The sequence below is a fragment of the Mesorhizobium sp. BAC0120 genome, from assembly GCF_033542235.1.
Lineage (GTDB): Bacteria > Pseudomonadota > Alphaproteobacteria > Rhizobiales > Rhizobiaceae > JAWRCU01.
On sequence record NZ_JAWRCU010000003.1, the window covers coordinates 684,722 to 709,083 of the forward strand.

26 protein-coding genes are annotated in these 24,362 nt (G+C 62.9%); 7 read left to right on the forward strand and 19 right to left on the reverse strand.

The window, feature by feature from the left end; translation table 11 throughout:
• Nucleotides 1-298: 298 nt before the first annotated feature.
• Complete coding sequence (locus tag SAZ10_RS10175) at nucleotides 299-1,219, forward strand: alpha/beta hydrolase (RefSeq protein ID WP_318609081.1); 921 nt, start codon at nucleotides 299-301, stop codon at nucleotides 1,217-1,219.
• Nucleotides 1,220-1,491: 272 nt separating this feature from the next.
• Here the strand turns inward: SAZ10_RS10175 and rpsP are convergent, their stop codons facing one another.
• The 6 genes from rpsP to SAZ10_RS10205 all read right to left on the reverse strand — a co-directional run bounded on the left by rpsP (nucleotide 1,492) and on the right by SAZ10_RS10205 (nucleotide 5,657).
• Nucleotides 1,492-1,884 (reverse strand): 30S ribosomal protein S16, encoded by a 393-nt coding sequence (gene rpsP, locus SAZ10_RS10180; protein WP_318609082.1) that lies wholly within the window; start codon nucleotides 1,882-1,884, stop codon nucleotides 1,492-1,494.
• Nucleotides 1,885-1,918: 34 nt separating this feature from the next.
• Nucleotides 1,919-2,272, reverse strand: coding sequence for a chorismate mutase (locus tag SAZ10_RS10185; protein ID WP_318609083.1), 354 nt, complete (start codon nucleotides 2,270-2,272; stop codon nucleotides 1,919-1,921).
• Between the two features lie 7 nt (nucleotides 2,273-2,279).
• Nucleotides 2,280-3,872 carry a signal recognition particle protein gene (gene ffh / locus SAZ10_RS10190; protein WP_318609084.1) on the reverse strand — a complete coding sequence of 531 codons (1,593 nt, stop codon included), beginning with the start codon at nucleotides 3,870-3,872 and terminating at the stop codon, nucleotides 2,280-2,282.
• Between the two features lie 286 nt (nucleotides 3,873-4,158).
• Complete coding sequence (locus SAZ10_RS10195) at nucleotides 4,159-4,818, reverse strand: DUF1236 domain-containing protein (protein ID WP_318609085.1); 660 nt, start codon at nucleotides 4,816-4,818, stop codon at nucleotides 4,159-4,161.
• A 201-nt stretch (nucleotides 4,819-5,019) separates the two neighbouring features.
• The gene (locus SAZ10_RS10200; protein ID WP_318609086.1) at nucleotides 5,020-5,265 is read right to left on the reverse strand and encodes a glycosyltransferase; all 246 of its coding nucleotides are present in this window, start codon (nucleotides 5,263-5,265) and stop codon (nucleotides 5,020-5,022) included.
• A gap of 161 nt (nucleotides 5,266-5,426) precedes the next feature.
• Nucleotides 5,427-5,657, reverse strand: coding sequence for a hypothetical protein (locus SAZ10_RS10205; protein ID WP_318609087.1), 231 nt, complete (start codon nucleotides 5,655-5,657; stop codon nucleotides 5,427-5,429).
• A gap of 363 nt (nucleotides 5,658-6,020) precedes the next feature.
• Between SAZ10_RS10205 and SAZ10_RS10210 the strand changes: the two genes are divergently transcribed.
• A complete protein-coding gene (locus tag SAZ10_RS10210) occupies nucleotides 6,021-6,833 on the forward strand; it encodes a lytic murein transglycosylase (protein ID WP_318609088.1) in 813 nt (270 codons plus the stop codon).
• A 52-nt stretch (nucleotides 6,834-6,885) separates the two neighbouring features.
• Here SAZ10_RS10210 and SAZ10_RS10215 read toward each other — a convergent pair whose 3' ends face one another.
• The 5 genes from SAZ10_RS10215 to SAZ10_RS10235 form a co-directional block, all read right to left on the reverse strand.
• Nucleotides 6,886-7,527, reverse strand: coding sequence for a hypothetical protein (locus tag SAZ10_RS10215; RefSeq protein ID WP_318609089.1), 642 nt, complete (start codon nucleotides 7,525-7,527; stop codon nucleotides 6,886-6,888).
• A gap of 112 nt (nucleotides 7,528-7,639) precedes the next feature.
• Entirely contained in the window at nucleotides 7,640-8,227 is a 588-nt protein-coding gene (locus SAZ10_RS10220) for a protein-S-isoprenylcysteine O-methyltransferase (RefSeq protein ID WP_318609090.1), read from the reverse strand.
• Complete coding sequence (locus SAZ10_RS10225) at nucleotides 8,224-9,411, reverse strand: hypothetical protein (RefSeq protein WP_318609091.1); 1,188 nt, start codon at nucleotides 9,409-9,411, stop codon at nucleotides 8,224-8,226. The genes SAZ10_RS10220 and SAZ10_RS10225 overlap by 4 nt, the downstream gene beginning before the upstream one ends.
• Nucleotides 9,412-9,442: 31 nt before the next feature.
• On the reverse strand, nucleotides 9,443-10,666 hold the full coding sequence (locus SAZ10_RS10230; protein ID WP_318609092.1) for an argininosuccinate synthase: 1,224 nt from the start codon (nucleotides 10,664-10,666) through the stop codon (nucleotides 9,443-9,445).
• Nucleotides 10,667-10,727: 61 nt separating this feature from the next.
• The gene (locus SAZ10_RS10235) at nucleotides 10,728-11,504 is read right to left on the reverse strand and encodes a phosphatase PAP2 family protein (RefSeq protein ID WP_318609093.1); all 777 of its coding nucleotides are present in this window, start codon (nucleotides 11,502-11,504) and stop codon (nucleotides 10,728-10,730) included.
• A gap of 164 nt (nucleotides 11,505-11,668) precedes the next feature.
• Between SAZ10_RS10235 and SAZ10_RS10240 the strand changes: the two genes are divergently transcribed.
• Both SAZ10_RS10240 and SAZ10_RS10245 read left to right on the forward strand, forming a co-directional pair.
• On the forward strand, nucleotides 11,669-13,156 hold the full coding sequence (locus tag SAZ10_RS10240; protein WP_318609094.1) for an ArnT family glycosyltransferase: 1,488 nt from the start codon (nucleotides 11,669-11,671) through the stop codon (nucleotides 13,154-13,156).
• Nucleotides 13,157-13,377: 221 nt separating this feature from the next.
• Nucleotides 13,378-14,019 (forward strand): LysE family translocator, encoded by a 642-nt coding sequence (locus SAZ10_RS10245; RefSeq protein WP_318609095.1) that lies wholly within the window; start codon nucleotides 13,378-13,380, stop codon nucleotides 14,017-14,019.
• Between the two features lie 5 nt (nucleotides 14,020-14,024).
• Here the strand turns inward: SAZ10_RS10245 and SAZ10_RS10250 are convergent, their stop codons facing one another.
• The 5 genes from SAZ10_RS10250 to thpR all read right to left on the reverse strand — a co-directional run bounded on the left by SAZ10_RS10250 (nucleotide 14,025) and on the right by thpR (nucleotide 17,855).
• On the reverse strand, nucleotides 14,025-14,552 hold the full coding sequence (locus tag SAZ10_RS10250; RefSeq protein ID WP_318609096.1) for a hypothetical protein: 528 nt from the start codon (nucleotides 14,550-14,552) through the stop codon (nucleotides 14,025-14,027).
• Between the two features lie 88 nt (nucleotides 14,553-14,640).
• Entirely contained in the window at nucleotides 14,641-15,876 is a 1,236-nt protein-coding gene (rlmN, locus tag SAZ10_RS10255; RefSeq protein WP_318609097.1) for a 23S rRNA (adenine(2503)-C(2))-methyltransferase RlmN, read from the reverse strand.
• A 134-nt stretch (nucleotides 15,877-16,010) separates the two neighbouring features.
• A complete protein-coding gene (locus tag SAZ10_RS10260) occupies nucleotides 16,011-16,514 on the reverse strand; it encodes an invasion associated locus B family protein (RefSeq protein WP_318609098.1) in 504 nt (167 codons plus the stop codon).
• A 309-nt stretch (nucleotides 16,515-16,823) separates the two neighbouring features.
• Entirely contained in the window at nucleotides 16,824-17,168 is a 345-nt protein-coding gene (locus tag SAZ10_RS10265; protein WP_412535186.1) for a YkvA family protein, read from the reverse strand.
• A 90-nt stretch (nucleotides 17,169-17,258) separates the two neighbouring features.
• On the reverse strand, nucleotides 17,259-17,855 hold the full coding sequence (thpR, locus tag SAZ10_RS10270; protein WP_318609100.1) for an RNA 2',3'-cyclic phosphodiesterase: 597 nt from the start codon (nucleotides 17,853-17,855) through the stop codon (nucleotides 17,259-17,261).
• Between the two features lie 513 nt (nucleotides 17,856-18,368).
• Between thpR and SAZ10_RS10275 the strand changes: the two genes are divergently transcribed.
• From SAZ10_RS10275 to holA, 3 genes are all read left to right on the forward strand, one after another.
• Nucleotides 18,369-19,403: an aspartate-semialdehyde dehydrogenase gene (locus SAZ10_RS10275; protein ID WP_318609101.1), complete on the forward strand. Its 1,035-nt coding sequence runs from the start codon at nucleotides 18,369-18,371 to the stop codon at nucleotides 19,401-19,403.
• 209 nt (nucleotides 19,404-19,612) lie between these two features.
• The gene (locus tag SAZ10_RS10280; protein WP_318609102.1) at nucleotides 19,613-19,858 is read left to right on the forward strand and encodes a hypothetical protein; all 246 of its coding nucleotides are present in this window, start codon (nucleotides 19,613-19,615) and stop codon (nucleotides 19,856-19,858) included.
• A gap of 411 nt (nucleotides 19,859-20,269) precedes the next feature.
• Nucleotides 20,270-21,316: a DNA polymerase III subunit delta gene (holA, locus tag SAZ10_RS10285; RefSeq protein ID WP_318609103.1), complete on the forward strand. Its 1,047-nt coding sequence runs from the start codon at nucleotides 20,270-20,272 to the stop codon at nucleotides 21,314-21,316.
• A gap of 320 nt (nucleotides 21,317-21,636) precedes the next feature.
• On the opposite strand, the gene SAZ10_RS10290 is transcribed toward holA, so the two are convergent.
• The 3 genes from SAZ10_RS10290 to rsmG are packed head-to-tail and all read right to left on the reverse strand — an operon-like array spanning nucleotide 21,637 to nucleotide 24,024.
• Nucleotides 21,637-22,518, reverse strand: coding sequence for a ParB/RepB/Spo0J family partition protein (locus tag SAZ10_RS10290; RefSeq protein WP_318609104.1), 882 nt, complete (start codon nucleotides 22,516-22,518; stop codon nucleotides 21,637-21,639).
• Nucleotides 22,519-22,547: 29 nt separating this feature from the next.
• Nucleotides 22,548-23,348 carry a ParA family protein gene (locus SAZ10_RS10295; RefSeq protein WP_318609105.1) on the reverse strand — a complete coding sequence of 267 codons (801 nt, stop codon included), beginning with the start codon at nucleotides 23,346-23,348 and terminating at the stop codon, nucleotides 22,548-22,550.
• Nucleotides 23,349-23,391: 43 nt separating this feature from the next.
• The gene (gene rsmG, locus SAZ10_RS10300; protein WP_318609106.1) at nucleotides 23,392-24,024 is read right to left on the reverse strand and encodes a 16S rRNA (guanine(527)-N(7))-methyltransferase RsmG; all 633 of its coding nucleotides are present in this window, start codon (nucleotides 24,022-24,024) and stop codon (nucleotides 23,392-23,394) included.
• Nucleotides 24,025-24,362 lie beyond the last annotated feature (338 nt).

The following is a 24,362-nucleotide window of genomic DNA, read 5'->3' on the forward strand; positions in this document are numbered from 1 at the left end:
TAAGTCGGCTAACGGATACAATTTGAATGCCGACCGAGTCGGCCCCGGCAGTCAGGCGTCATGCCATCGTGGGCCGTCCCCGAATGCTGGAATTGGCCCGCGCACCACCTGGCGGCAAGCTATGAGCCTACCATTACCGTCCACTTAAGCCGGGCGTCATGATCCTGTCATATCAGGACCGGTTGGATCGGCTCCCGCTTAGGGCCGGAAAGTGCGCGGCGGTGTTCGAAGCGGCGACGGGCTGGACAATCTGCGTCGCTTTCGATCTTCTGCCGGCTCTGCCGGGGAAAATGTTGCGATGCGTGATCTTCTGCTGAGAACCGGGCTTGCCCTGTTGGTCTCCCTTTCATCCTTGGGCTGGGCGCAATGGTCCTCGGCAGCGGATATTCCGGTCCCAACCCAGGCGAGTTGGGCCGACGCCAAGACGACGGTGAAGCTCGCCAATGGCGTCACGCTGGCCTATGTCGAGATGGGCAATTCCGACGGGCCGCCGACGCTCCTGCTCCACGGCTACACCGACAATTCCCGCTCGTGGTCGCTGCTTGCGCCATATCTCGCGAACCGCCGCCTGCTTGCAATCGACCTACGCGGCCACGGCAAGTCGGACGCGCCGCAATGCTGCTACGGCTTTGCCGACTTTGCCAACGACGCGGCGCTGTTCCTTGACGCGATGGGCATCGCCAAGGCTGACGTGATCGGCCACTCGCTCGGCTCGATGACGGCGCAGCTCCTTGCCGCGCAGCATCCGGAAAAGGTCGACCATCTGGTGTTGATCTCGTCCACGACCGGCTTCGGCGGTGGGCCAGGCTCGTGGCTCTGGGACCATATCGCGCCCCTGCAGCCGCCGATCGACCCGAACAGCCAATTTATGACGGACTGGTACGCCAATCCGAACCCTGTCGACGAGGATTTCATTGCGCGCGAGCGTTCCGAGAGCGCCGCCGTGCCGATCCATGTCTGGAAGGGGGTGCTGTGGGCAACCGTGATCGACGACCTGACGCTGGTCGCGCCGCTGGTCAAGGCTCCGGTGCTGGTGCTGTGGGGCGAGAAGGACAGCCTGCTCGACCTCTCACACCAGGAGAAGCTGGAAAAGGCCTATCCCCACGCGGAATTCCAGATTTTCAGGGATGCGGGCCACAACATGTTCTGGGAATTCCCGCAAAAGGCCGCGAAAGTGATCAAGCCGTTCCTCGACGCGCCGTCCGAAGGCGAACAGTAGGCGAGCCTTTTGGTGGCGGGGTCATTGCTGACCTGCAGCGCCGGCGCTGCCCCTCACTTGGCTGCCGCCATCCTCTCCCCTTGAACGGGGAGAGGGACGACTGCCGTTCTGGTTTCGCTAATCGCCCGCGTTGCGGAACGAGCGCGCCAACGCTGATGTCCCCCTCTCCCCGTTTACGGGGAGAGGGTAAGGGTGAGGGGCAGCGCAAACCGCGCAAAATAAAGATGGAGCGACAATGCTGGCGGACCGATCGGCTCCGCAGTCGCGACAGGTTACTCCGCGGAAGCGCTTTCCGGTGCGGCAGCGGCCGCGGCGAGCGCAGCGGCGGCGTCTTCCTGTGCCTTCTTGATCGCGGCGATGCGCTCCTGCGCCTTCTTGCCGGGCTCAGCCTTCTTCGGGTTGTTCCGCGCAGGGCGCTTGGCGATGCCGGCCTGGTCGAGGAAGCGAAGTACGCGATCGGTCGGTTGCGCGCCGTGGCTGAGCCAGTGCTTGACGCGCTCTTCATCGAGCTTCACGCGCTCGCTGTCCTGCGGCAGCAGCGGGTTCCACGAGCCGAGCGCCTCGATGAAGCGCCCATCACGCGGGCTGCGCACGTCGGCCACCACGATGTGGTAGTAGGGGCGCTTCTTCGAGCCCGCACGGGCGAGACGGATCTTCAGTGACATTTCTTTCTCCTTAAACGTTCAATCCGTTGCGACTTCAGGGTTTTGCGACGCCGCTGACGGCGCCATTCTGGTTTGCCTCGCCATTCGAGGCAGCGATCTGTTCGTGATGGCGGATCACTTCCTTGATCACGAAATTCAGGAACTTCTCCGCGAAATCCGGGTCGAGATGCGCCTCCGCGGCGAGCTGGCGCAGCCGCGCGATCTGCTCGCGCTCCCGTGCGGGGTCGGCCGGCGGCAAGCCATGCTCGGCCTTGAGCCGCCCCACCGCTTTGGTGCAGCGGAAGCGCTCGGCAAGCATATGGACCAAGGCAGCATCGATATTGTCGATCGAGGCCCGGTATTCGGCGAGTCTGGCGCGCACCTCGGCAGCGTCGCTTGAAGCAGTCATCTTCCCCTCACTTCTTCTTGCCGAGGCCTGGCAGGCCACCGCCGCCCAAACCGGGGAGCCCACCGCTGCCGAGACCCGGCAGGCCGCCGCCCAAGCCAGGCAGGGAGCCCGGCATTCCTGGCCCACCCGGCAGCCCCTTGCCGAGTCCGGCGGCTTCCGCCTGCTTCTTCAGCGCCTCGAGCTGCTTGGGATCCATCTTCGAGAGATCCGGCAGGCCACCCCCCATTCCCGGCATGCCGCCGAGTCCCATCTTGTTGGCGAGCCCGCCCATGAGGCCGCGCATCATGCCGCCACCTTTGCCCTTGCCACCCATCGCCTTCATCATGTCGGCCATCTGGCGGTGCATCTTGAGCAGCTTGTTGATCTCAGCAGCGTCGGTGCCGGAACCAGCGGCGATGCGCTTCTTGCGGCTGTGCTTCAATATGTCGGGATTGGCGCGTTCCTGTTTCGTCATCGACGAAATGATGGCGAGCTGGCGGCCGAACATCCGGTCGTCGAGCCCGGCTGCGGCCAACTGGTCCTTCATCTTCCCCATGCCGGGCATCAGGCCCATGATGCCGCCCATACCGCCCATCTTCTGCATCTGGCGAAGCTGGTCGGCCAGATCGTTCAGGTCGAACTTGCCGGCCTGCATCTTCTTGGCCATCGCCGCGGCCTTCTCCGCGTCGATGGTCTCTGCAGCCCTCTCGACCAGCGACACGATGTCGCCCATGCCGAGAATCCGGTCGGCGATGCGTTTGGGATGGAATTCCTCCAGCGCATCCATTTTCTCGCCGGTGCCGATCAGCTTGACCGGCTTGCCGGTGACGGCACGCATGGAGAGCGCGGCGCCACCGCGCCCGTCGCCGTCCATGCGGGTGAGGATCAGGCCGGTGATGCCGACGCGCTCGTCGAAATTCCGCGCGAGGTTCACCGCGTCCTGGCCGGTGAGTGAATCGGCGACCAGCAATATTTCATGCGGATCGGACGCGCGCTTGATCTCGGCCATTTCGGCCATCAGCGGCTCGTCGATATGGGTGCGGCCGGCCGTGTCGAGCATCACCACGTCATGGCCGCCGAGCTTGCCCGCCTGAACCGCGCGCTTTGCAATGTCGACGGGCGACTGTCCCCCGATGATCGGAAGCGTCGCCACCTTCACCTGTTCGCCGAGCTGCCGGAGCTGCTCCTGCGCCGCCGGCCTGCGCGTGTCGAGCGAGGCCATCAGCACTTTCTTGCCTTGCCGTTCCGCCAGCCTCTTCGCGATCTTGGCCGTGGTCGTCGTCTTGCCGGAGCCCTGCAGTCCAACCATCATGACGACGACCGGCGCGGGCGCGTTGAGGTCGATCGTCCTGCCTTCCGAACCGAGCATTTCGACGAGTTCGTCATGGACGATCTTGACGACCATCTGGCCGGGCTTGATCGATTTGAGCACCGCCGCGCCGACCGCCTTTTCCCGTACGCGCTCGACGAAGCCGCGCACGACCTCGAGCGCGACATCGGCTTCGATCAGGGCGCGCCGTACCTCACGCAGGGCGGCCGACACATCGGCCTCCGACAGCGCGCCACGGCCGGTGAGGCCGTTCAGGATCGTGCCAAGGCGTTCCTGCAGCGATTCAAACATCTCAGTTCCTTCGTCCCGAATCCTTCATCAGGTTCCGAGGTAGTGCGTTCACGCGAGAATCCCAACAGCCCAAAGCCAAAAACACCCGGGGGCGCATCGCGCTGCCGGGTGTTAGCCTCCGGGATCGATTTATACCTCAGGGGTCCCGGTCGGCTGCTCGGAGTGATCAACTCGTCGCTGAAATTTCGCGGCGTGTAGACAGGAAAAGTCGCGCTGAGTCAAGCTTTTCGGCCGGGCCGACAACTCTGCCCGGCCGAAGTTTCCTTCGAAGTTCTGGGAATCGCTATCAGCGGACCACGTAGACCACGCGTCGCGACTGCGGCTCGACGAGCACCGGACGATCATTCAGATAGACGTATTGGTACTCGTAGTCCGGTATCGGACGCAGTTCCACAGTGTCAGGCAGCGTTGCACCGACTGCTACACGCTGCTTGAGATACAGCGGCTCTACGCGGTGCGTCCTGACATAGCTGCGCACGCGCACTGGCGGGTCGATGGCCGCGCCCGTGGCTCCGCCCGCCACCATGCCGGCCGCGCCGCCGATCGCAGCGCCAACCGGACCGCCGATGACCGCACCGGTAACCGCGCCGGCCGCGCCGCCGGTCACAACGCCGGCCGTGGTGCCGGGGCTGCCGGGCCGTGTGATGGCGCCGGTCGTCTCGGTGCTCACGACGGCACCACTGCTTGCGATGTCACCGCTCAGGAAACGCGAGCTGATCCAGCCCGAGCCACCATTGAGATCAACCCGGCACCACCTGCCGGCATTCACGCAGGTATCGATGCTGACCGACGAGCCTCCCGCGATCGTGCCGATAACGGCCTCCTGCGAGCTCGGACCGGCGCGCACGTTGAGGTCGGTGGTGGTAGTCGCAATCGACTGGGCCCAGGCAGGGCCGGCCACAGCAAGCGCTGTCGCTGCGGCAGAAAGGATCACAAGTTTTCTCATAGCAGCTCTCCTTTTTGCTTGCTACTGTGAGATGTCGAACGGGGCGCGGGGGTGCTTGGTTCCCCATTTGAGGCTTTTCAGCGTGACCTTTTCTTTCAACTTGTCACGCTGCGCGAGCCGTTGGATATGCAGGCAAACTAATTAACTTGCGCAAGTAAACCCGTGAGCTGCGACTATTTCCGGACACTTCCGGCTATCAACCTACGGTTTGCCCGTCGAGAATGCGCCGATACATATCGACATAGGCCGAAGCCGTCCGGCTGATCGAAAAGCGGTCGGCCGCCGATTCTCGGCATCGGACAGGCGACAGATCGCTCGCAGCACAGCGACGAATTCCTCGTCCGTCTCGAACATCCGGCCGACCTCGTCTGTCACGATCTCCGGCATCGCACCCCGTGGCGTAGCCAGCACCGGCGTCCCGCACAGCATCGCCTCCACGGGAGCCATTCCGAATGGCTCCTCCCAGCGGATAGGGTTGAGGAAGGCCTTCGCCAGTGGCGCGCGTGACTGGCGCTCACGAAGCTCCAGTTGGCGCCGTTGCCGACGTCGAGTTCTTCCAGCGTATGCACCGTATTCACATAAGGAAAGCGAAGCTCGTCCTCGGGATACTAGCCGTGGAAATGGGCGACATCCGTCGCTGCCGGGATGGCGGCCAGCGCGTCTTCACGTGAGGAGGCGTGCCGTATTTCGCAGAGCGGATTTGTCGATCCCGGCCGCGCGATCAGCGTCACCTGATGCCCCTGCCGGGCAAGTTCGGTTGCCAGCCATTCGGCCTGGGGCTCGGTGCCGCCATATCCCACGCAGGGCACGACCCCCGCTACGACTTGCGTGATCCGCATTTTCCCCAAGCACCTCTTCAGGCGGGCCTCGATGCACGAGGCCCGCGCAATGTTCAACGCGGCGACGGCTTGTTTTGCCGGCATAGGCGCAGGGCAGGGGGGTGATTTGCTTCGCTGGCCACCGAAACGAGGCGCATCCCGTTGCGGCCACGCAGGTCACATGTACTTGAGCCCTAGCTGCAGCTCTCCCTTCATCAACATGTCGCGGAATACTTGAAGCCCGAGAAGCTGTTCTTCTGCGCCAGCCCGACTTGGTTTGGCCGTAAAGTCATTCTTAACGATGACATTTGTCCCGAAGGCTGGCAGAAGTCAGGGTTGAGGGATGCTGGGCAACCCATGATCAGGCAACACGAGGAGATCGGAATGGCAGTTTTTGCCAGAGTTAAAGTTTTTGCGGCAGCTTGCGGTATGTTGGGGCTCGCCGCAGGCGCCGCAGAGGCCGCCTCTTGCGGGAAGGACGGCAGTGGCTTCGCGGTCTGGCTCGCGAATTACAAGGCGAGCGTCGAAGCGCGTGGTATAGATGCATCGCCGCTGAACAGCGTCAGATACGACACCGGCATCATCCGCATCGACCGCAACCAGAAGGGTGCGTTCAGGGGCACGCTCGAGCAGTTCATGGCGCGTCGGGCGCCGGCATCCTATGTCAGCAAGGCCAAGGGCCTGATGAAGTCTCAGGCAGGGCTCCTGAAAAAGATCGAGGCCCGCTACGGCGTCCAGCCGGAGGTTCTGCTCGCCATCTGGGGGATGGAGACTGGCTTCGGCGCCAACTCAGGGAACAAGGACGTTTTCCAGCCGCTGGCGACGCTTGCCTATGACTGCCGCCGCTCGGAATTCTTCACAAATGAGCTGGATTCCGCGTTGGAGATCGCCCACAGAGGCTATATCCCGGCGAGCCAGATGAAGGGCGCTGGGTTCGGCGAGCTCGGCCAGACCCAGTTCCTTCCTTCGAAATATTTGCAATATGCGGTGGATTTCGACGGCGACGGCAGGCGCGATCTGATCCACTCGCGCGCCGACGTGCTCGCCTCGACCGCGAATTTCCTGCGCGGACACGGGTGGCAGCCTGGCGGCGGCTACGGTCCCGGCGAAGTCAACTACCGCGTCTGGAACGACTGGAATCGGGCCTCGATATATCAGCAGGCGCTTGCCGAATTCGCGCGGCGCATCGCCAACTGATCGAATTCAGCATCGCGAGTAAGAAAGCCCGGCCAGCGCCGGGCTTTTGCTTTTAGGCGTCGCCGTTCACATTGATGTAATCGTAGATATAGGTGAACGAGGGCTGGTTGCGGTTGGCGGGCTCGCGCAGTCCGGCAACGGTTCCGAGCGAGGCCGCGAAGTTGTTGCAGTTGAAGCCGAACATGCGCCATTTCGGCGGATTGGCGAGATAAGATCTCACTTTCGCGAGAAGCTGCTGATACTGATTTTCTGTCAGCGAGACGCGATAGGCGGCGGTCGCCGGGAAGGTGCAGTCGTTGAAGTCCGGCTCGAGCTGTGCCGAGATCGGCACGAGGGCTCCGGCATAGAGCCCGACCGGACCGAAATCGGGAAACAGGCCGATATACTGCCGCGTTGTCGGTTTGCCTGCCGCATCCAGCCGGCCGAACACGACGTATAGATGGCCGGAAGGCACGGAGAGCGCCGGCCGGAGGCGGAACTCCATATAGGCCGGGTCGCCCGGCCTTGTCCGCTGGGCGGTCACTGTTTCGTTCCGCCCTCCCGCGCTGCCCCAGGACGCACAGGTGAGCTTCGGGAAATCGACGGCGTAGCCGAGCGGCGCCATCGCCGCTGTGCCTTCCATCGACACGGACTGACAGCCCGCCAGCGCTGCCGCGAGAACGACCGCGGTGGCAGCCCTCTGAAATTTCGGCACGAACACCCCTCGAGTGCAGTTCAACGCTCGGTGGTTATCATGCGAAAGGTTTATTTTGAACCCGCGACGCCGACGTGATCGGCGACTGACGCCACTAAGATGCCGTCCTGCATCAGTAAATGTGAGGAATCACGCGTTTGGTCCTCGCCTTATAGTCGCGATATTCCTCGCCAAACGCCTCCTCCATCAGCCGCTCCTCCGGGCCGATGCGCGAGAAGAACAGGAACCCAAAGCCGACGACACCCGCCGCGCCGGCGACCCAGTTGGGCAGGAGCAGTGCCTGCGCGAGCGCCATCAGCCAGAAGGCGGTGTACATCGGATGACGGACGCGCCCATAGGTGCCGCCGGTGACCAGCCTGTGATCCTCCTTGAGCTGCAGCGAGACCGACCACATCCTGCCGAGCGCCTTGTGGGTGAGGCGGAACATGACCAGCGATGCGGCCGCCGCCAATATGCCAAGCGCGAGGAGCGGCCAGGATGGCTGGTAGTCGGCAAATGACGGCTGACCGGTCGCCACATAGATCGCCGGCAGGACGCCGAGCCCGGTGAGGGAGATTGTCAACCGAACCCGGTCCGCGAACTTCTTGCGGTCGACGCTGACACGGGCGCGGCGGGCGCGCCGTTCGAACGGATAGCGCAGGATGTACCAGCCCACCGCCATCAGCACCCAGGCGGTCTTTCCGGCTAGGACGAGGCTCATTTGGCTTGCACCTGCGCCGGCGCGGCAACTCCGGACCATTCTTCGGTGAGCCCGCCGCGGCGAGCAATATCGGCGAAGGGCTGGGGCCCGCACAGGATTGCGTGATAGGAATAATGCGAGCGGCGTTCGACGGCGAACACGAATTGCCGGTGCACCCGGAAGAAATCGCGCCTGATGGCGTGGTAGTTTGCCGGCTCCATCTGGTTGCGGAAACGCACCTTGGTCGTGTTCTGGTTGGGTCCCGCTTGTCCAGCGACCAGCTCAGCCGGGTTGGTGCCATAGAAATTGAGAATATCGGTGACCGACTGCACGTCGAGCCACGGCCTGTCCGCCACCACGATGGATTTCACAGCGCTGCCGAGTCGCTTGGCGGCGGGGTGCAGTGCGATCTTCAACAGGCTCGAGCCAACCGTCAGCAGCCCTGCCCGGTCCGTCGCCTCTGTGACCTTCAGGCCATCGGCGAGCGCCATGATCGCGGCGATGGCGCCGAAGGAATGCCCGCAGAAGAGTATCTCTTCTGCCTTCGTGGCCCCGACCCGCCGCGATACATCTGCCGACAGCAGCGCGAAGCGCGCCTCGATGTCGGGCCGGCGGCCCCGCGCCAGGTCGCGCGCGAAAGCCCAGTCGTCCATGACGAGCAGGAAATGCAGCTTGCGCGTCGCACAGGCGAGCACCAGCAGAAAGCCTATCGCCGCAAGCAACCAGCCGGCCATATGCGGTGCGACCGTGAAGAATGAAGTGCCTAAGAGATAGCCGAGCCATGCGGCGATTGCCGCGCCGGCGAGCACCAGCAGCGGAAAAATGAAAAAGAGGCCGTAGCGTATGCCGGTCCGCAAATACCGGAAGAAGGTGCCGGTCGCGATGAAATCGACGAGCGCTACAAGCCCGCCGGCCAGGCGAGATACGGGATTGCGCGCCGCGTAGCTCTCGCTTAGTTCGCCGAGGCCATAGACGACGATCTCGCTTTCGGTCGCCCAATCGTCGCCGGATGCGCTTACGCGGAACGAGCCCATGCCGAGGCGGGCTTCTGCCGCCGGCTCGGTGGCGATCTCAGACGGCTTCAGCGTCATGCCATAGACCGGCGCGGTCTTTGCGGCCTCGCGCAGGAAGCGCCGGCAATGCGCCCCGACTGGAATCGGCTCGAAGCCAGGGAACATCAGCACCAGGCGGGAGCTCACTGCCATACGGTCGCTCCGGCCCGCCACGCTGGTGACGTCATTTCCTCCGGTCGCGCGCCGCGAGTGTCCTCAGCCTCAGCGCGTTGAGGCGGATGAAGCCTTCCGCATCCTTCTGGTCGTAGGCGCCGCGGTCATCCTCGAAAGTCACGAGATCATTCCGGTAGAGCGACTTCGTCGATTCGCGGCCGGTGACGATGACATTGCCCTTGTAGAGCTTCAGCCTGACTTTGCCGTCGACATCCTGCTGGCTCTTGTCGATGAGCGCCTGCAGCATCTCGCGTTCCGGCGAGAACCAGAAGCCGTTGTAGATGAGCTCCGCATAGCGCGGCATCAGCTCGTCCTTGAGGTGGGCGGCGCCGCGGTCGAGCGTGATCGATTCGATCGCGCGATGCGCGGCGAGCAGGATGGTGCCGCCGGGTGTCTCGTAGACGCCGCGGCTCTTCATGCCGACGAAGCGGTTCTCCACCAGGTCCAGCCGGCCGATGCCGTTGTCGCGCCCAAGATCGTTGAGCGCGGCGAGCAGGCTCGCCGGCGAAAGCGCCTTGCCGTTCAGCGCGACCGCATCGCCCTTTTTGAATTCGATGGTGATCTCGGTGACGCTGTCCGGTGCATCCATCGGCGAGACAGAACGCTGGTGCACGAATTCCGGCGGCTCCTGCCACGGGTCCTCCAGCACCTTGCCCTCGGAGGAGGAGTGCAGAAGGTTGGCGTCGACCGAGAACGGCGCCTCGCCGCGCTTGTCCTTGGCGATCGGGATCTGGTGCTTCTCGGCAAAGTCGAGCAGATCGGTGCGCGACTTGAACGACCAGTCGCGCCACGGCGCAATCACCTTGATATCGGGGTTCAGCGCATAGGCCGACAGCTCGAAGCGCACTTGGTCGTTGCCTTTGCCCGTCGCCCCGTGGGCAATGGCGTCGGCACCGGTCTCGCCAGCGATTTCGACCAGATGCTTGGAGATCAGCGGGCGCGCGATCGAGGTGCCGAGCAGGTACAGCCCCTCATACTGCGCATTGGCGCGGAACATCGGGAAAACGAAGTCGCGGACGAACTCCTCGCGCACGTCCACCATGCGGATGTCCTTGACGCCAAGCATCTCGGCCTTTTTGCGGGCCGGCTCCAGCTCGCCGCCCTGGCCGAGATCGGCGGTGAAGGTGACGACTTCGGCGCCGAGTTCAGTCTGAAGCCACTTGAGGATGATCGAAGTATCGAGCCCGCCCGAATAGGCGAGCACGACCTTTTTCACGTCTTTCCACTTTGCCATCAAAATCCCCGGAAAATTCGCCGGTCTTTTAGCAGGACCGCGGGCGACCGCAAGCTCGCATTCAGCGCCGGCGTCTGGCCTCGACGCCCCATTCGACCAAGGTCGCGAGCGCAGAGAAGATGATCAAGGTCGAAAGTCCGCCGAGCACGACGTCTGAAAGGTAATGTCCGCCGAATGCCACCCTGAGCCCGCATGCGAAGATCGCAGTCGCAACGGCAATGATCGCTCCGACGCGCCGCTGAGAGGGCGGCAGCAGCGGGACGAGGCAGATCAGCCAAAAGATCGACGACGCCTCTCCGGACACGAAGGAGCAGTTGGATTGGCAGGCATTTGACCATTCGCCGGCCGGTACGAATGGCAGATTTCCGCCGAAGAGCTCGGTCGAGACCGGCCGAGGCCGTCCCCAATGGTTCTTGAGCAAGACATTCACCAACAGGCCGGGGCCGAGCACAAGGGCAATCAGCGCTGTGGCGGCGAAACGGGTGCGGCTATGCTCGAAGCTACGACCCGCTGTGATTTCGCTCGCCAGCACCGCAATCACGACGATCGCCACCGCGATCGGCAGGTAATGGAAGAAGGCGCGCAGTACCTGCCAGAAGGCACTTGATGCGGCAGGAAAAGCACCGCAGGCCGTCTGGGCCGAGCCGCCGGCACAAGGTGTGCTGGCGAAGAAGAACTCGGAGACGGCGCGGTCGAGCTGCGGCTCGCCATGGAACACGATCGCCAGCGCAATCCATAATGCCAGCAAGGCGAGCAGGAAGACCGGATCGGCCCAAAGGCCGAACGCCGACGCTGCCCGGGTTTCCTGCCCGACATCTGCTTGTCTTTGACCTGTCACGAGATCCGTCGAACGCAATTGAGTAAGCATGAATCGCCGGCGCGCTTGCGCCGTTCGGAAGTGCGATCCTGCCATGCAGCTAACCGCCTAAACAAGTTGCCGCAATGACGCGTCTCTTTTGCTGTCGGTTTTCAGCACGGTTCCGATCGGTTATGGAGGGCGCCGTGAACGCCACCCTTGCTCCCACCCTTCAATCTTCCGGCACCTCGCTGCTCCAGGCTGAGCGCGGCCAGGCGCTGCTTTGGCTCCTGCTCCTCGGCATACTTGCGCTCAGGATCGCCGGGCTCGCCCTCTCCAACGCTGAGCTCTACTATGACGAGGCACAGTATTGGGCATGGGCGCAGGACCCTGCATTCGGCTATTATACCAAGCCGCCGCTGGTCGCCTGGGTGATCGCGGCGACGACCTCGCTCTGCGGCGACACACCGTTCTGCGTGCGTCTGCCTTCGCCCATAATGCATTTCGCGATCTCGCTCGTGATCTATGCGACCGCCGCGAAGCTGCATTCACGCCGTGTGGGCTTCTGGGCGGCGCTCGTCTACGCGGTGATGCCCGGCACTTCGATTTCGGCCACGCTGATGTCGACGGACGTGCCGCTCCTTCTGTTCTGGGCCCTCGCGCTTCTGGCGCTCGCCTATCACGTCGAGCGGCCTTCACTCGCAGCCGGGCTTGCCATGGGCGCGGCGATCGGCCTTGGGCTCAATGCCAAATATGCAATGGGCTTCTTCATCCTCTGCTATGCGGCTTACGCGATCGTTTCGCCGAAGGCGCGGGCGAGCCTGAGGCATCCCGGCACCTGGGCTGGGCTGGTGGTGGCGCTCGCCATGATTGCACCCAATCTCCTGTGGAACGCAGAGCACCAGTTTGCGACTTTCGAACATACCCGGGAGAATGCCGATTGGGGCGGTCGCTTCCCGAATGTGATGGGGCTGCTGGCCTTCATCGGCACGCAGGCGGCGATTATCGGGCCCGTCCCCTTTGCGGCGTTCATACTCGCCTGGCGGGGCAATGCCTCTCCTGTCGAGAAGGAACCGCGGCGCTTGGCGCTCGCCATGTCACTGCCGGTCTTCTTCCTCATCGCGGCCCAGGCGATCATTTCCAAAGCGAACGGCAACTGGGCGGCGACCGCGTTCCCTACAGCCGTGATCCTGGCGACGGCGGTGATGCTGGCGCTCGACTGGCGGCGCGGCATGATCGCCACCATGATTATTTCGGCGGTGGCCCTTGTCGGCATCACCTTCGCCGGCTCGCTCGCAGGCACGGTAACAAGCGGCCCGATCGGCCGCGAGCTCGGTAAAATGACGGGCTGGGGCGAGTTCGCCACGAAGGTGCGAAGCCTCGCCGAAACCAATGACCTGAGGACTGTGGTCTTCATGGGTCGGGGGCTCACCGCCTCCATGATCTACGAGCTGCGCGGCAGCGGGCTCGACATACGCACCTATGCCGCCCACCGAAATTCCCCTAACGACCATTTCGAGATGACGCGGCCCTGGAGCCCGGGCGATCCTGGCCCGGTCCTCCTGATCTATCCCGGCACCGAAGCGCCACCTGCGGCCGTGGCTCCGCGCGCCAGGCTCGTCGAACAGTTCAAGACGGGGATTTTCATCACACGCGGAGTCGATTGGCTGGCCTCCGCCTATCGGCTCGACTGAGCGTTTGAGCTCCAGTCTGGAGCACCGGACCGAAAAGCGCGTAACGGTTTCGAACGAATCCGATGCGTAAAACAAAGAGATAGACCGGCATGCCGATTCAGTTTGAACGCACGCAGCTCTAGAGAAGCAGGGTGACAGATCGCAATGACGCGTTGGTTCCGACAACTGGCCGCGGGAGGTCTTTTCCGCTAGGTTGCGTTTGCTTCAATTCCGGCCAGCCCATGTCCTTCATCCCCGACCTCACCACTATCATCCAGTTTGCGATCGCCACCTTCATCATCGCCATCACGCCCGGCCCGGACATGACCTTGTTTGTCGGGCGCGCGCTGTCGCAGGGCCGGGCAGCCGGCTTCGCATGCATGGCAGGCGCCATGGCCGGCATTGTCGTGCACACGACGCTGGTCGCCCTCGGGCTCTCGGCACTCATTGTGGCGGCGCCGAAGGCCTTTCTCGCACTGAAGATCGCTGGCGGCGGCTACCTGATGTTCCTGGCATGGCAGGCCGTCAGGAAGGGAGCGGCGTTCTCGCCGGACAGAAAGGCCGGTCCGCAGCGTAGCCTGCTGCAGAATTGGATGACGGGGCTCGCCATCAATCTGATGAACCCGAAGATCATCCTGTTCTTCATGACCTTCCTACCGCAATTCGTCTCGGCCGATGATCCGCACGCACCCGGCAAGCTCTTCTTCCTCGGGATATCGTTCATCATCCTGGCCTTGCCGGTCGTCATCCCGATGGTGATCGCCGCCGATCGCTTCGCGGCGCTTCTGCGCAAGAGCCCGACCGTGACGCGCGTGATCGACTACCTGTTCGCCGGGGTCTTTTCAGCCTTCGCGATCAAAATTCTCACGGCGCACGCGAAATAGTCGGCTTATCCGAGCTCGCCGTCCGGCCGCCGAATGCGGTCTCGAGCCTGCTCCGGCGCAGCCTGCCGCTCTTGGCTATGCCACGTACCGGCCCATCTGCCCGCAGCCGCCCAATAGGCGATGCCACCCACTATTCCGCTGCCGATCATGACGGCCGCGAAGCGTGTGTCCCCGAACACCGTACCGCCGGCGGCCCCTTCGTCGAAGCCTCCTCCTGACCGCAGCCAGAACAGGCTGAGCACGGCGACGGCGACGAAAATGCCGCCGAGCGCGTAGAATAGCCAGTCGCGCCGTCCGGAGATTTCTGCGATCAGAATGACCGGCAACGAAGGGATGAAGGCGAAATAGGCAGCGAGAACCGCCACGGCTGTGGCAGAGAATAGGAGAGAGCCCACAGCGCCGGCCAGCTCACCATCGGCGAAGCCGGGTCCCAAGGTGACGAGATGCAGGAAGACGCTGGCGGCAAGCGCCGCCACGGCGTAGCCGAAAATGATCGCGGCAAAGCGGACAAGGTAGATCAGAACACGTGTCATCCTCTTGCACCGCGCCAGTGGTCAGTCAGAGGAACCGAGATGACGATGGCATAGCGCAGCGCGACAGCAACGGCGCGGGCCAGCCCTGTCACGCTTCGCCGTGCCCGGCGATCATCATCGCCTCGAGTGCCAGGCGGTCGCTTTTTCTCAGCCGCTCGGATTCGGACTTGAGCTGGCCGCAGGCGGCAAGAATGTCGCGGCCGCGTGGCGTCCTAATCGGCGAAGCATAGCCGGCGCTGTTTATGTAGTCGGCAAATGTTTCGATCGTCTCCCAGTCCGAGCACTGGTAGTTCGTGCCGGGCCAGGGATTGAACGGGATCAGATTGATCTTGGCCGGAATGCCCTTGAGCAGCGTGACCAGCTCCTTGGCGTCAGCGAGGCTGTCGTTCACGTCCTTCAGCATCACATATTCGAAGGTGATGCGCCGCGCATTGGAAAGACCTGGATAGCGGCGGCACGCCTCGAGCAGTTCCTTCAGCGGATACTTCTTGTTGATTGGCACCAGCATGTCGCGCAGGTCGTCACGCACGGCATGCAGCGAGATTGCGAGCATGACGCCAATCTCGTCGCCGGTCCGGTAGATTTCCGGCACGACGCCCGAGGTCGAGAGCGTGATGCGGCGCTTCGAGAGCGACAAACCGTCGCCGTCGGAGGCGATCAGCAGCGCCTGCTTGACGTTGTCGAAATTATAGAGCGGCTCGCCCATGCCCATCATGACGATGTTGGAGACCTTGCGGCCCTCCGACGGCACGATGGCACCGGCCGGGGTGTCGCGGTCAGGGAAATCGCCGAGCCGGTCACGCGCCGTCATCAGCTGCGCAAGGATCTCCTCCGCGGTCAGGTTACGCACGAGCTTTTGGGTGCCGGTATGACAGAAAGAGCAGGTGAGCGTGCAGCCGACCTGGCTCGATATGCAGAGCGTGCCGCGCCCCTCTTCCGGGATGTAGACGGTCTCGATCTCGACCGGCCGGCCGGCGCCGCGCGGCGGAAACCGGAACAGCCACTTGCGTGTGCCGTCGTTGGAAACCTGCTCCTCGACAATTTCGGGCCGGGCTATCGTGAAGTGCCGGTCGAGTTCGGCGCGCAGCTCCTTCGAGATGTTGAACATCTCGGAGAAATCGGAAACGCCGCGCACATAGAGCCAATGCCAGAGCTGCTGCGCACGCATCTTGGCCTGGCGCTCGGGCACAAGGCCTGCGCCGATCAGCGCCTCGGCGAGCTCGGCTCGAGCAAGCCCGATCAGCGACGCCTTGGCGGGCTGAGCCGCACGGAAGGCAAGCGCTGCGCGCGTGTTATCGTCCTTGATGTCGAGCGAAAGAGCCATTGTCAGTTCTTTAGAGCACCGTAAGGTGCCATGTTCGGCGGCAAATAGCACGGGAGAGCTTCCGCGTCACGGGCGGCCCGAACGCAAAAGGGCCGGACAGAGGTCCGGCCCGCAACACATAGGGAGTCGCTCGCCTATTTGCAGGTCGCGATCGAATCAAGCGCCGCGGAAATACCTTTCAGCGAAAATACGTATTTTGTCGTCGTGCCACGGCCCGAGGTAGCGGCGACGTTCATGTCCGAACCCTTCTTCATCGCCGCGATCAGCTGCGGTTCCTGGGCGGCGTTCTCCATCCAGGCCGATTTGCCGCGCGTGAACATGGAGAAGCTCTTGTCGCCGACCGTCACGGTGACTTTCGAGTTCTCCTTGAAATTGTAACCGGCGATGAATTGCGGTTCGAAGGAGACGTTCTGGCCGGGCTTCTGGCTGACGAAGAAGAACATGTCGCCATGATCGACATTGGGCGGCTGCTTGTCGGTCGGCACGGTGAGCACGTAGCAGACCTTTCCGTTCTGAGCCTGATAGCTATAGGTGCCCCAGGCCTGGTGCTGGCTGATTTTGGTCGCCGACTGCGCCAGCGCAGGCTGGGCAAGGGCAACCAACACGAAACCGGCAACTGTCGAAATCAAACCACGCATCGTCTTTGAATCATTCCCTGTCTGCCGCGTGTGTACTCGAACGGGCGCGCCCCGTCTCCGCCCCGCGTTTCGCTTCATTTTGATTGGATCTGGGTTACCAAAGCGTGAATTGCCCAAGCAAAGCGTTCCACAGCCCTGACCCGGCTTCAGCGTTGAGCCGCCATTTGCCCGGATTTCGGTGCTGAGACCCCTTCGCCCCGATGAAAAGCATGAAAAAGGCGAGAGTTTGACTGGCCGCAGCGCCCGGTGTCAGGCGCTCGGCCCGGTGAAGTACCGGCGGGTCACTTTCTCGGGAGTCGTACGACCGGCTCAAAGCTCGGCCAGCGCTTCCCTGGCCGCCAGCCGGTGCTCCGGCTTGAGATTGGTGCGGATCGCCGCAAGGGCTGCGGTCAGAACCGCAATGTCATCCGTGAAACCTATGCCCACCATCATGTCCGGGATCGCGTCGATCGGCAGGATGAAATAACCGAGCGCCGCCAGAAGGATGCCTTTGGCGCGCAGCGGCGTCTCCCGGTCGAGCGCGCAATAGTAAGCCGCGACCACGTCCTCCATGAACGGGATGTAGCGCGCAGCCTTCTTGGCTGTGCGCCAGAAATTCTCGCGAACGCCTTCCTCGCTCGCGAAAAACGCGGATTTGTTCAAGCTCACGGTCAAACACCCCTTCAGTTCGGTATTCCGAACAATGATGTGGTGAAAGCCGGGCTCCTGCGCAAGTTTCCGTGTTTCGCCCACACGCCGTAGAGGCTAGCGCATCAAGCGCGAAGCGGCGCCGACTCCTTCCCCAAGTGCCGGCTGGCGCGGATCGGCGCCCGCCAGCGGCCAGGCCTCCTCGATGATATAGGGGCCGCCCCCGACGGAATCGCGCGATGACATCAGCACGAATCGAGAGACGCGGAACGGCGCCGTCGAGAAATTCCCACGCGCGGAAAGATAGCGCGCCACGTCGTTGGCATTGGAATTCTTCAGTCGGGCGAGCGTGATGTGAGGCACAAATTTGCGCGGATCGGACGGCACTCCGATACGCTGGCAGATCCGCTCGATTTCGGCTTGCAGGGCGGTGAGATCCGGCGAAGCCTTGACGCCTGCCCAGATCGCATGCGGCTTCCTGGAGCCGAACGCGCCCACTCCGGAGAGCGCCAAAGAGAATGGCGGCCGTCTGACGCGGTCCAGCGCGTTGGCGATATCGTCGGCCACATGGCCTTCGACATCTCCGATGAAGCGCAGCGTTAGGTGATAGTTCTCGACATCGACCCAGCGGGCACCGGGAAGTCCGCCGCGCAAAAGCGAGAGAGAGAGCGCCGCATCGCCAGGGATTTCGAGGGCGGTGAAAAGACGCGGCATGGCAGCCTCCCCGAATCGAACTCTCACGATCAGCGAATCATCGTTTGCCTGCGACGGCAAGTCGATAATTCATATTATTTATGGCAGCTTCGGTAATCGTCACGGCATGGCCGGGACTGCCGCCACCAGAATTAAGTCGCCAGCCGCGACGGCGTTCCCGGCTGGGCCGCCTCGTGACCGGATGCCGGCCCGCAGGCAATAGAAGTGGTTCCCCCATTGTGGCGCTCCGTTGACTCTTCGTGCAATCCGCGTAAAAGCCGCCGCGATAGTGGAGCATTCATGCGCGGCCTCTTGTTGGCTTTTCTTGCGTTCCGGGCCCCCGGCCATGATGCCGGGCGCGAACGCCAGCGCATGCCCGCTAAAACTACGGCCAAAACCACGACCAAAACGGTCTGATCTCCCTGGCCAACTCGCCCTCTCCCCGGGTCCGGCCCGGGGGTGAAGCTGGCGAACCCGCGATAGAAGCAGCGGTTCTCCAGGCAACCAGCGGAGAGGGACAGGAGCAAGACGACAATGGGTTTCAAGGTTGCGATAGCCGGCGCCACGGGAAATGTGGGCCGCGAGATGCTCAATATCCTCGAGGAGCGCGGCTTTCCGGCGGATGAGGTGGTGCCACTCGCCTCGCGGCGCTCGGTCGGCACTGAGGTCTCCTACGGCGACCGCTCGCTGAAGGTGCGGGCGCTGGAGAACTACGATTTTTCCGATACGGACATATGCCTCATGTCGGCCGGCGGCTCTGTATCCAAAGAATGGTCGCCTAAGATCGGCCGGCAGGGATGCGTCGTCATCGACAATTCGTCCGCCTGGCGCTACGACGCCGACGTGCCGCTCATCGTGCCGGAGGTGAATCCGGACGCGATCACGCAATTCTCCAAGAAGAACATTATCGCCAACCCGAACTGCTCGACGGCCCAGCTCGTGGTAGCCCTGAAGCCATTGCACGATGCAGCGACCGTCAAGCGCGTCGTGGTCGCCACCTACCAGTCGGTCTCCGGGGCCGGCAAGGAGGCGATGGACGAGCTCTTCACTCAGACCCGCGCCGTGTTCGTGGCCGATCCGGTAGAGGCCAAGAAGTTCACCAAGCGCATCGCCTTCAACGTCATTCCCCATATCGACGTCTTCATGGAGGACGGCTCGACGAAGGAAGAGTGGAAGATGGTCGCTGAGACGAAGAAGATGCTCGATCCGAAGATCAAGCTGACCGCGACTTGCGTTCGCGTGCCGGTCTTCATCGGCCATTCGGAGGCCGTCAACATCGAGTTCGAGAAGCCGATCAGCGCCGACGAGGCGCGCGAGATCCTGCGCGAGGCGCCGGGCTGCCTTGTCATCGACAAGCGTGAGAACGGCGGCTACGTCACGCCGGTCGAATCAGCCGGCGACGACGCCACCTTTATCTCCCGCATCCGCGAGGACCCGACCGTCGAGAACGGCTTGTCGATCTGGGTGGTTTCCGACAATCTGCGCAAGGGTGCGGCGCTCAACGCCGTGCAGATCGCCGAGCTGCTCGTCGAGCGAAACCTGATCCAGCCGAAGAAACAGGCGGCTTGATTCGCCCGCAACTCGGGCGCATCGCCAGCTTTCCTCACATCCCGGGGCCCGGCGTCACGCCGGGCGCTTCGCGCTCGCGGAGTGGGGTGACGGGTAACGTCTGCATCGCTTATTCTCGGGCATTTTCTGGCAGTCCTACGACGGCAGCAACGAATGTGAGCTTGCGGCGTTTAGACTTGCCCGCGAACGACCCAATTCGAGAAATCGCCATGTCCCAGAGACGTCCCATCGACACCGCTCCGAAGGATGGCCGAAAGGTCCATGTGTTCTGGACGAATGCCGACGGCGAAGAGAGCGAATCCGTCGCCCGCTACCACGACCTCGATCGGCTGAGGCGCGCTGGCGGCGACTGGGACGAAGCTGACGCCGGCTGGTGGACCTTCACCGACAGCCGCACCCAGCAGCGGATCGAGCCGGCGGCATGGGTCGCCGACGGCGAAGAGAATGACGAGTAGTTAGCCGGCTCCGTTTGGCGCTCACGGTTGGGATAGGTCAGCGGGACAGCGCCCCCCTCTGTCCTGTCGGACATCTCCCCCGCAAGGGGGGAGATTGGACGGCCGCTTTGGTTTCGCTAGTCGGCAACGCAGCAGATTGGCGAAATCCTCGATGACAGCCAATCTCCTCCCTTGCGGGGGAGATGTCCGGCAGGACAGAGGGGCAACGTAGGGTATTAAGTTTTCCGCGGTCTCCCTTCTTGGGGCCACTCATGCGGCCCTCATCTCCGACGAAAATCACCCCAACGCCAAATTCAGCCCCCAACCGCGCGCAGCGACGTCGCCTTGCGATCGGAGCGGCAGCCCCCGTCCACAGTTAAATCCACCCAATTTCCGATTCGCTCCCAGTCTCCGACATGCTAAGCCCCGCCCATGGCCGAGAAGAAAGCATATGAAGTCGATGGCTGGCTGGCGCGGCCCGATCCGAAGATCGCGATCGTGCTGATCTACGGGCCCGATCGCGGCCTTGTCGCCGAGCGGGCGAAGCTGTTCGTGGCGAAGTCCGGCGTTCCGGCCGATGACGCCTTCTCTCTCGTCAAACTGGATGCGGCCGAGGTCGAGCGTGATCTTGGCCGGCTGCTCGACGAGGCCGGCACCATCTCCATGTTCTCGGCCCGACGGCTGATCTGGGTTCGGGACGCTGGCGCTCATAAGGGTTTCGCCGAGGCGGTGAAGGCCTTGGCTGCTGCACCACCGACGGACACGCAGGTCCTTATCGAAGCCGGTGACCTCAAGAAGGGCGCTGCGCTGAGAAGCGCCGTGGAGTCTGCCTCCTGCGCGATCGCGCTTCCCTGCTACGCTGATGACGGCCGCTCGATTGACACCGTGATCGACGATGCCTTGCAGAGGGCCGGCGTCAGCATGGGGCTGGAGGCGCGGCAGGCGCTCAAGCGCAATCTCGGTGGTGACCGGCTCGCCTCGCGGAGTGAGATCGAGAAGCTGATGCTCTATGCGCATGGCCAGGAAACGATTGAACTCGATGACGTGCTCTCCGCGACCGGCGATGCCTCGAGCAGTTCGGCCGACGCCGTCGTCGACGCCGCGCTGCTTGGCAAATTCGCCGAGTTCGATCTTGCCTTTTCGCGCTTTGTGACGAGCGGAAACCAACTTTTTCCCCTGCTCAGCACGGCACTGCGTCAGTTCCAGCTGCTCGATGCGATGCGCTCCGCCATGGACCTGTCCGGCAAGAGTGCCGGGGCCGCGGTTGCCGGAGCCAAGCCGCCGGTCTTCTTCTCACGCCGCAATACGGTAGAGACCGCGCTCACCCGCTGGTCGCGACCGGCGATCACAGCGGCGCTGGACCGCTTGCAGGCGGCCGTCCTGAAAAGCCGCGAACGGTCCGAACTCGCCGAGCCGATAATCCGCCAATGTTTCATGGCGCTCGCCATGGAGAGCGCGAGAGCCGCTAGGGCTCGTTAGTAGCCCTCATGGTGAGCCTGTCGAACCACGAGGGCGCTTGGCGCCCCTACTTTGTGTAGCCGCATCGGCGCCTTCACTGTATTCCGCCGCGTGTGCCCAGTTTGGTGAGGTCGGCTCCATGAAAGCAGTCGGAGCAACGCGGGGACGTAGACGGTGGCACCCCTGACTGCCCTCAACCAATCCGGTTGGTGAGGTCACTGCCAAGCGCCCTCTTGGTTCGACAGGCTCACCATGAGGGCTACTGGGTCGTCATGCCAATCGTCAACGGTGTGGCTAACGAAAATGGCTCACGGGAGCCTCAATGCATTCGGAACCGCCCCTTACGACGCCTGCAGCCTTCGACACAGCTCGTCGAGCTGATCGAGCGTGCGATAGGCGATGCGGACCTCGCCGCCATTTTCCTTGTGGTTGATGACCACCTTCAGGCCGGACACATCAGAAAGCAGCTTCTCCAGGGCAAGGGTATCGGCATCCTTCTCGGCCCGCTGGGGCGTGGCTTTGACGACATTGTTCTCGTTTGCCGGTTGCTGCGCGAGTGCTTCTGCCTGTCGGACCGACAGCCCGCCTTCCACGATCCGCTGCGCCAGTGCCGCCGGATCCTGGGCCGTGACCAGCGTCCGTGCATGCCCGGCCGATAGCGAGCCGTTGACGATCATGTCGCGAATCGGGTCCGGCAGTTTGAGAAGCCTCAGGGTATTGGCGACATGGCTGCGGCTTTTGCCGATAATCTGGCCGAGATCTGCCTGCGTGTAGCTATGCTCGTCGATAAGCTGCTGATATCCTTGCGCTTCCTCGATCGGATTGAGATCGGCGCGCTGCACGTTCTCGACAATGGCGAGCTCAAGCGCCGTACGATCGTCGACGTTGCGGATGATGACCGGGATCTCAACCAGCCCCGCGCGCTGTGACGCGCGCCAGCGCCGCTCGCCGGCGATGATCTCGTAGCGACCCTGCTCGCGCGCCGGACGCACCACCACCGGCTGCACGATCCCATGCTTGCCGATCGACTGGGCGAGCTCCGACAGCTCCTCCTCGTCGAAGCTGCGACGCGGATTGTGCGGATTAGGCGAAAGAAATTCGATCGGCAGCGACCCGTCCGCGGCAACCTTGACTTCCTGCGGCTGTGCCGCCGGGCGATCAATCTCGCCGATCAGCGCCGCCAACCCGCGTCCTAGCCGCCGTTTCGAGGGATCTTCAGTCATCGTAATGTTCCATCTGTTAGGCGGCGGAATCAGGCGGCCCGCAGCCGGCGTTCGCGGCGGATCACCTCAGAGGCGAGTTGCAGATACGCCTGGCTGCCCGCGCATTTCAAATCGTAGAGAATCGCCGGCTTTCCGTAAGACGGCGCCTCCGATACCCGCACGTTGCGCGGAATGATTGTCTCGTAGACCTTCTCGCCCATATGGGCGCGCACGTCGTCGACTACCTGGTTCGCCAGATTGTTGCGGCCATCATACATAGTGAGCACGATACCTTGGATCGACAGGTCGGGATTGATCGATTCGCGGACCTGCTGGACCGTTTCCAGCAATTGGCTCAAGCCTTCGAGCGCGAAGAACTCGCATTGGAGCGGCACAAGGACCGAGTCGGCGGCCGCCATAGAGTTGAGCGTCAGCAGATTGAGCGAGGGCGGGCAGTCGATCAGCACATAGGTGAACGGGGTGGGGCTTTCGGCCGCCTTCAAGATTGCCTTGCGCAGCCTCAATACCCGGTCGGGTGCCGAGGAGATCTCCATTTCGATGCCAAGCAGGTCGAGCGTCGACGGTACGATCGACAGACCCGGCACCGCCGTCGGCAATGCAGCCGCGATCAGGTCGAGCGCTCCGGTCAGCACGTCGTAGGAGGAAACAACGCGATCCTGCCGATCGATTCCTAGGCCGGTGCTAGCGTTTCCCTGCGGGTCGAGGTCGACGATCAGAACGCGCTCACCGATTGCAGCGAGCGCCGTTGCCAGGTTTATGGCGGTCGTGGTCTTACCGACACCGCCCTTCTGGTTTGCAACCGTAATGATTCGAGGCTTTTGTGACTGCATTTCTTGGCTCGCGATCGCCTTTTGACGGCTGATCGGGGCGGGGTCAGCCACGCGTCAGATTACGCACTTCGAGAATGACACTATCCCCGTCGATCAGGCTCGGGTGTTTTACCAGATCGAAGTTCCAGGCGTCAGAGCTTTCTTTGATTTCGCTGAGATATTCCCGGCCTTTATGAAAGAGTCCTCTGGCGCCAGCAGTAAGCCAAGGCTCGGCGAGGCCGAAAAGCTTGCCGAGCGGCGCCAGCGCGCGGGCCGTGAGGATCTCAGGATCGCGAATCACGGCATATATCTCCTCGATTCGCCTGACGTGTACGCGGGCGGGAGCTCCCAGTTCTCCGAGCGCGGTCTGCAGGAACGCGGCCTTCTTCCCGTTACTCTCGACGAGATCGATCGAAGCGCTCGGACGGTCTTTCAGCATCAAGGCGACAATCGCTCCGGGGAAGCCCCCGCCAGACCCGATGTCCAGCCATTTGCGGGCATCAGGAGCCAGCCGGCCAAGCTGCGCACTGTCGAGTATATGTCTTTGCCAAACGTCATCGAGCGTTGACGGAGCAACCAAATTGATTCGTCCTGCCCACTTACGAAAGAGTGCTTCGAAGGCAATGACGCTTTCGAATGTTTCACGTGAAACGTCTCCCGCAATGAATCGGAATTCGTCATAGCTAGGTGTGGTCATACGACGCTCTTTCGGACGGGCGATTGATAATGCCTCAATATCGTTATTCCTCCTTCGGTATGCCTGACGCGGGGAGTATGCCATCCGCCGAAGTGAATAAAGAGGCGCCCCTTGGCGATCCCGTCAACCTCCCACCGCGGCGGCGACCCCCGCGTCGGCAATCGTCACCGATTTTACTGCATTGCAATTCTCCCCGGAAGCCGCCGGGCTATCCGGGGAAAATTATGCATATGCGAAGCTCATCTGATGCGGGGAGCAAGTCGGCTTCCTTTTGCTTGGATTGACGGGCGGTGGGCGTTCGATTGCGCCGATGTGGCGGCGCTCGAAGAGACAGCAGG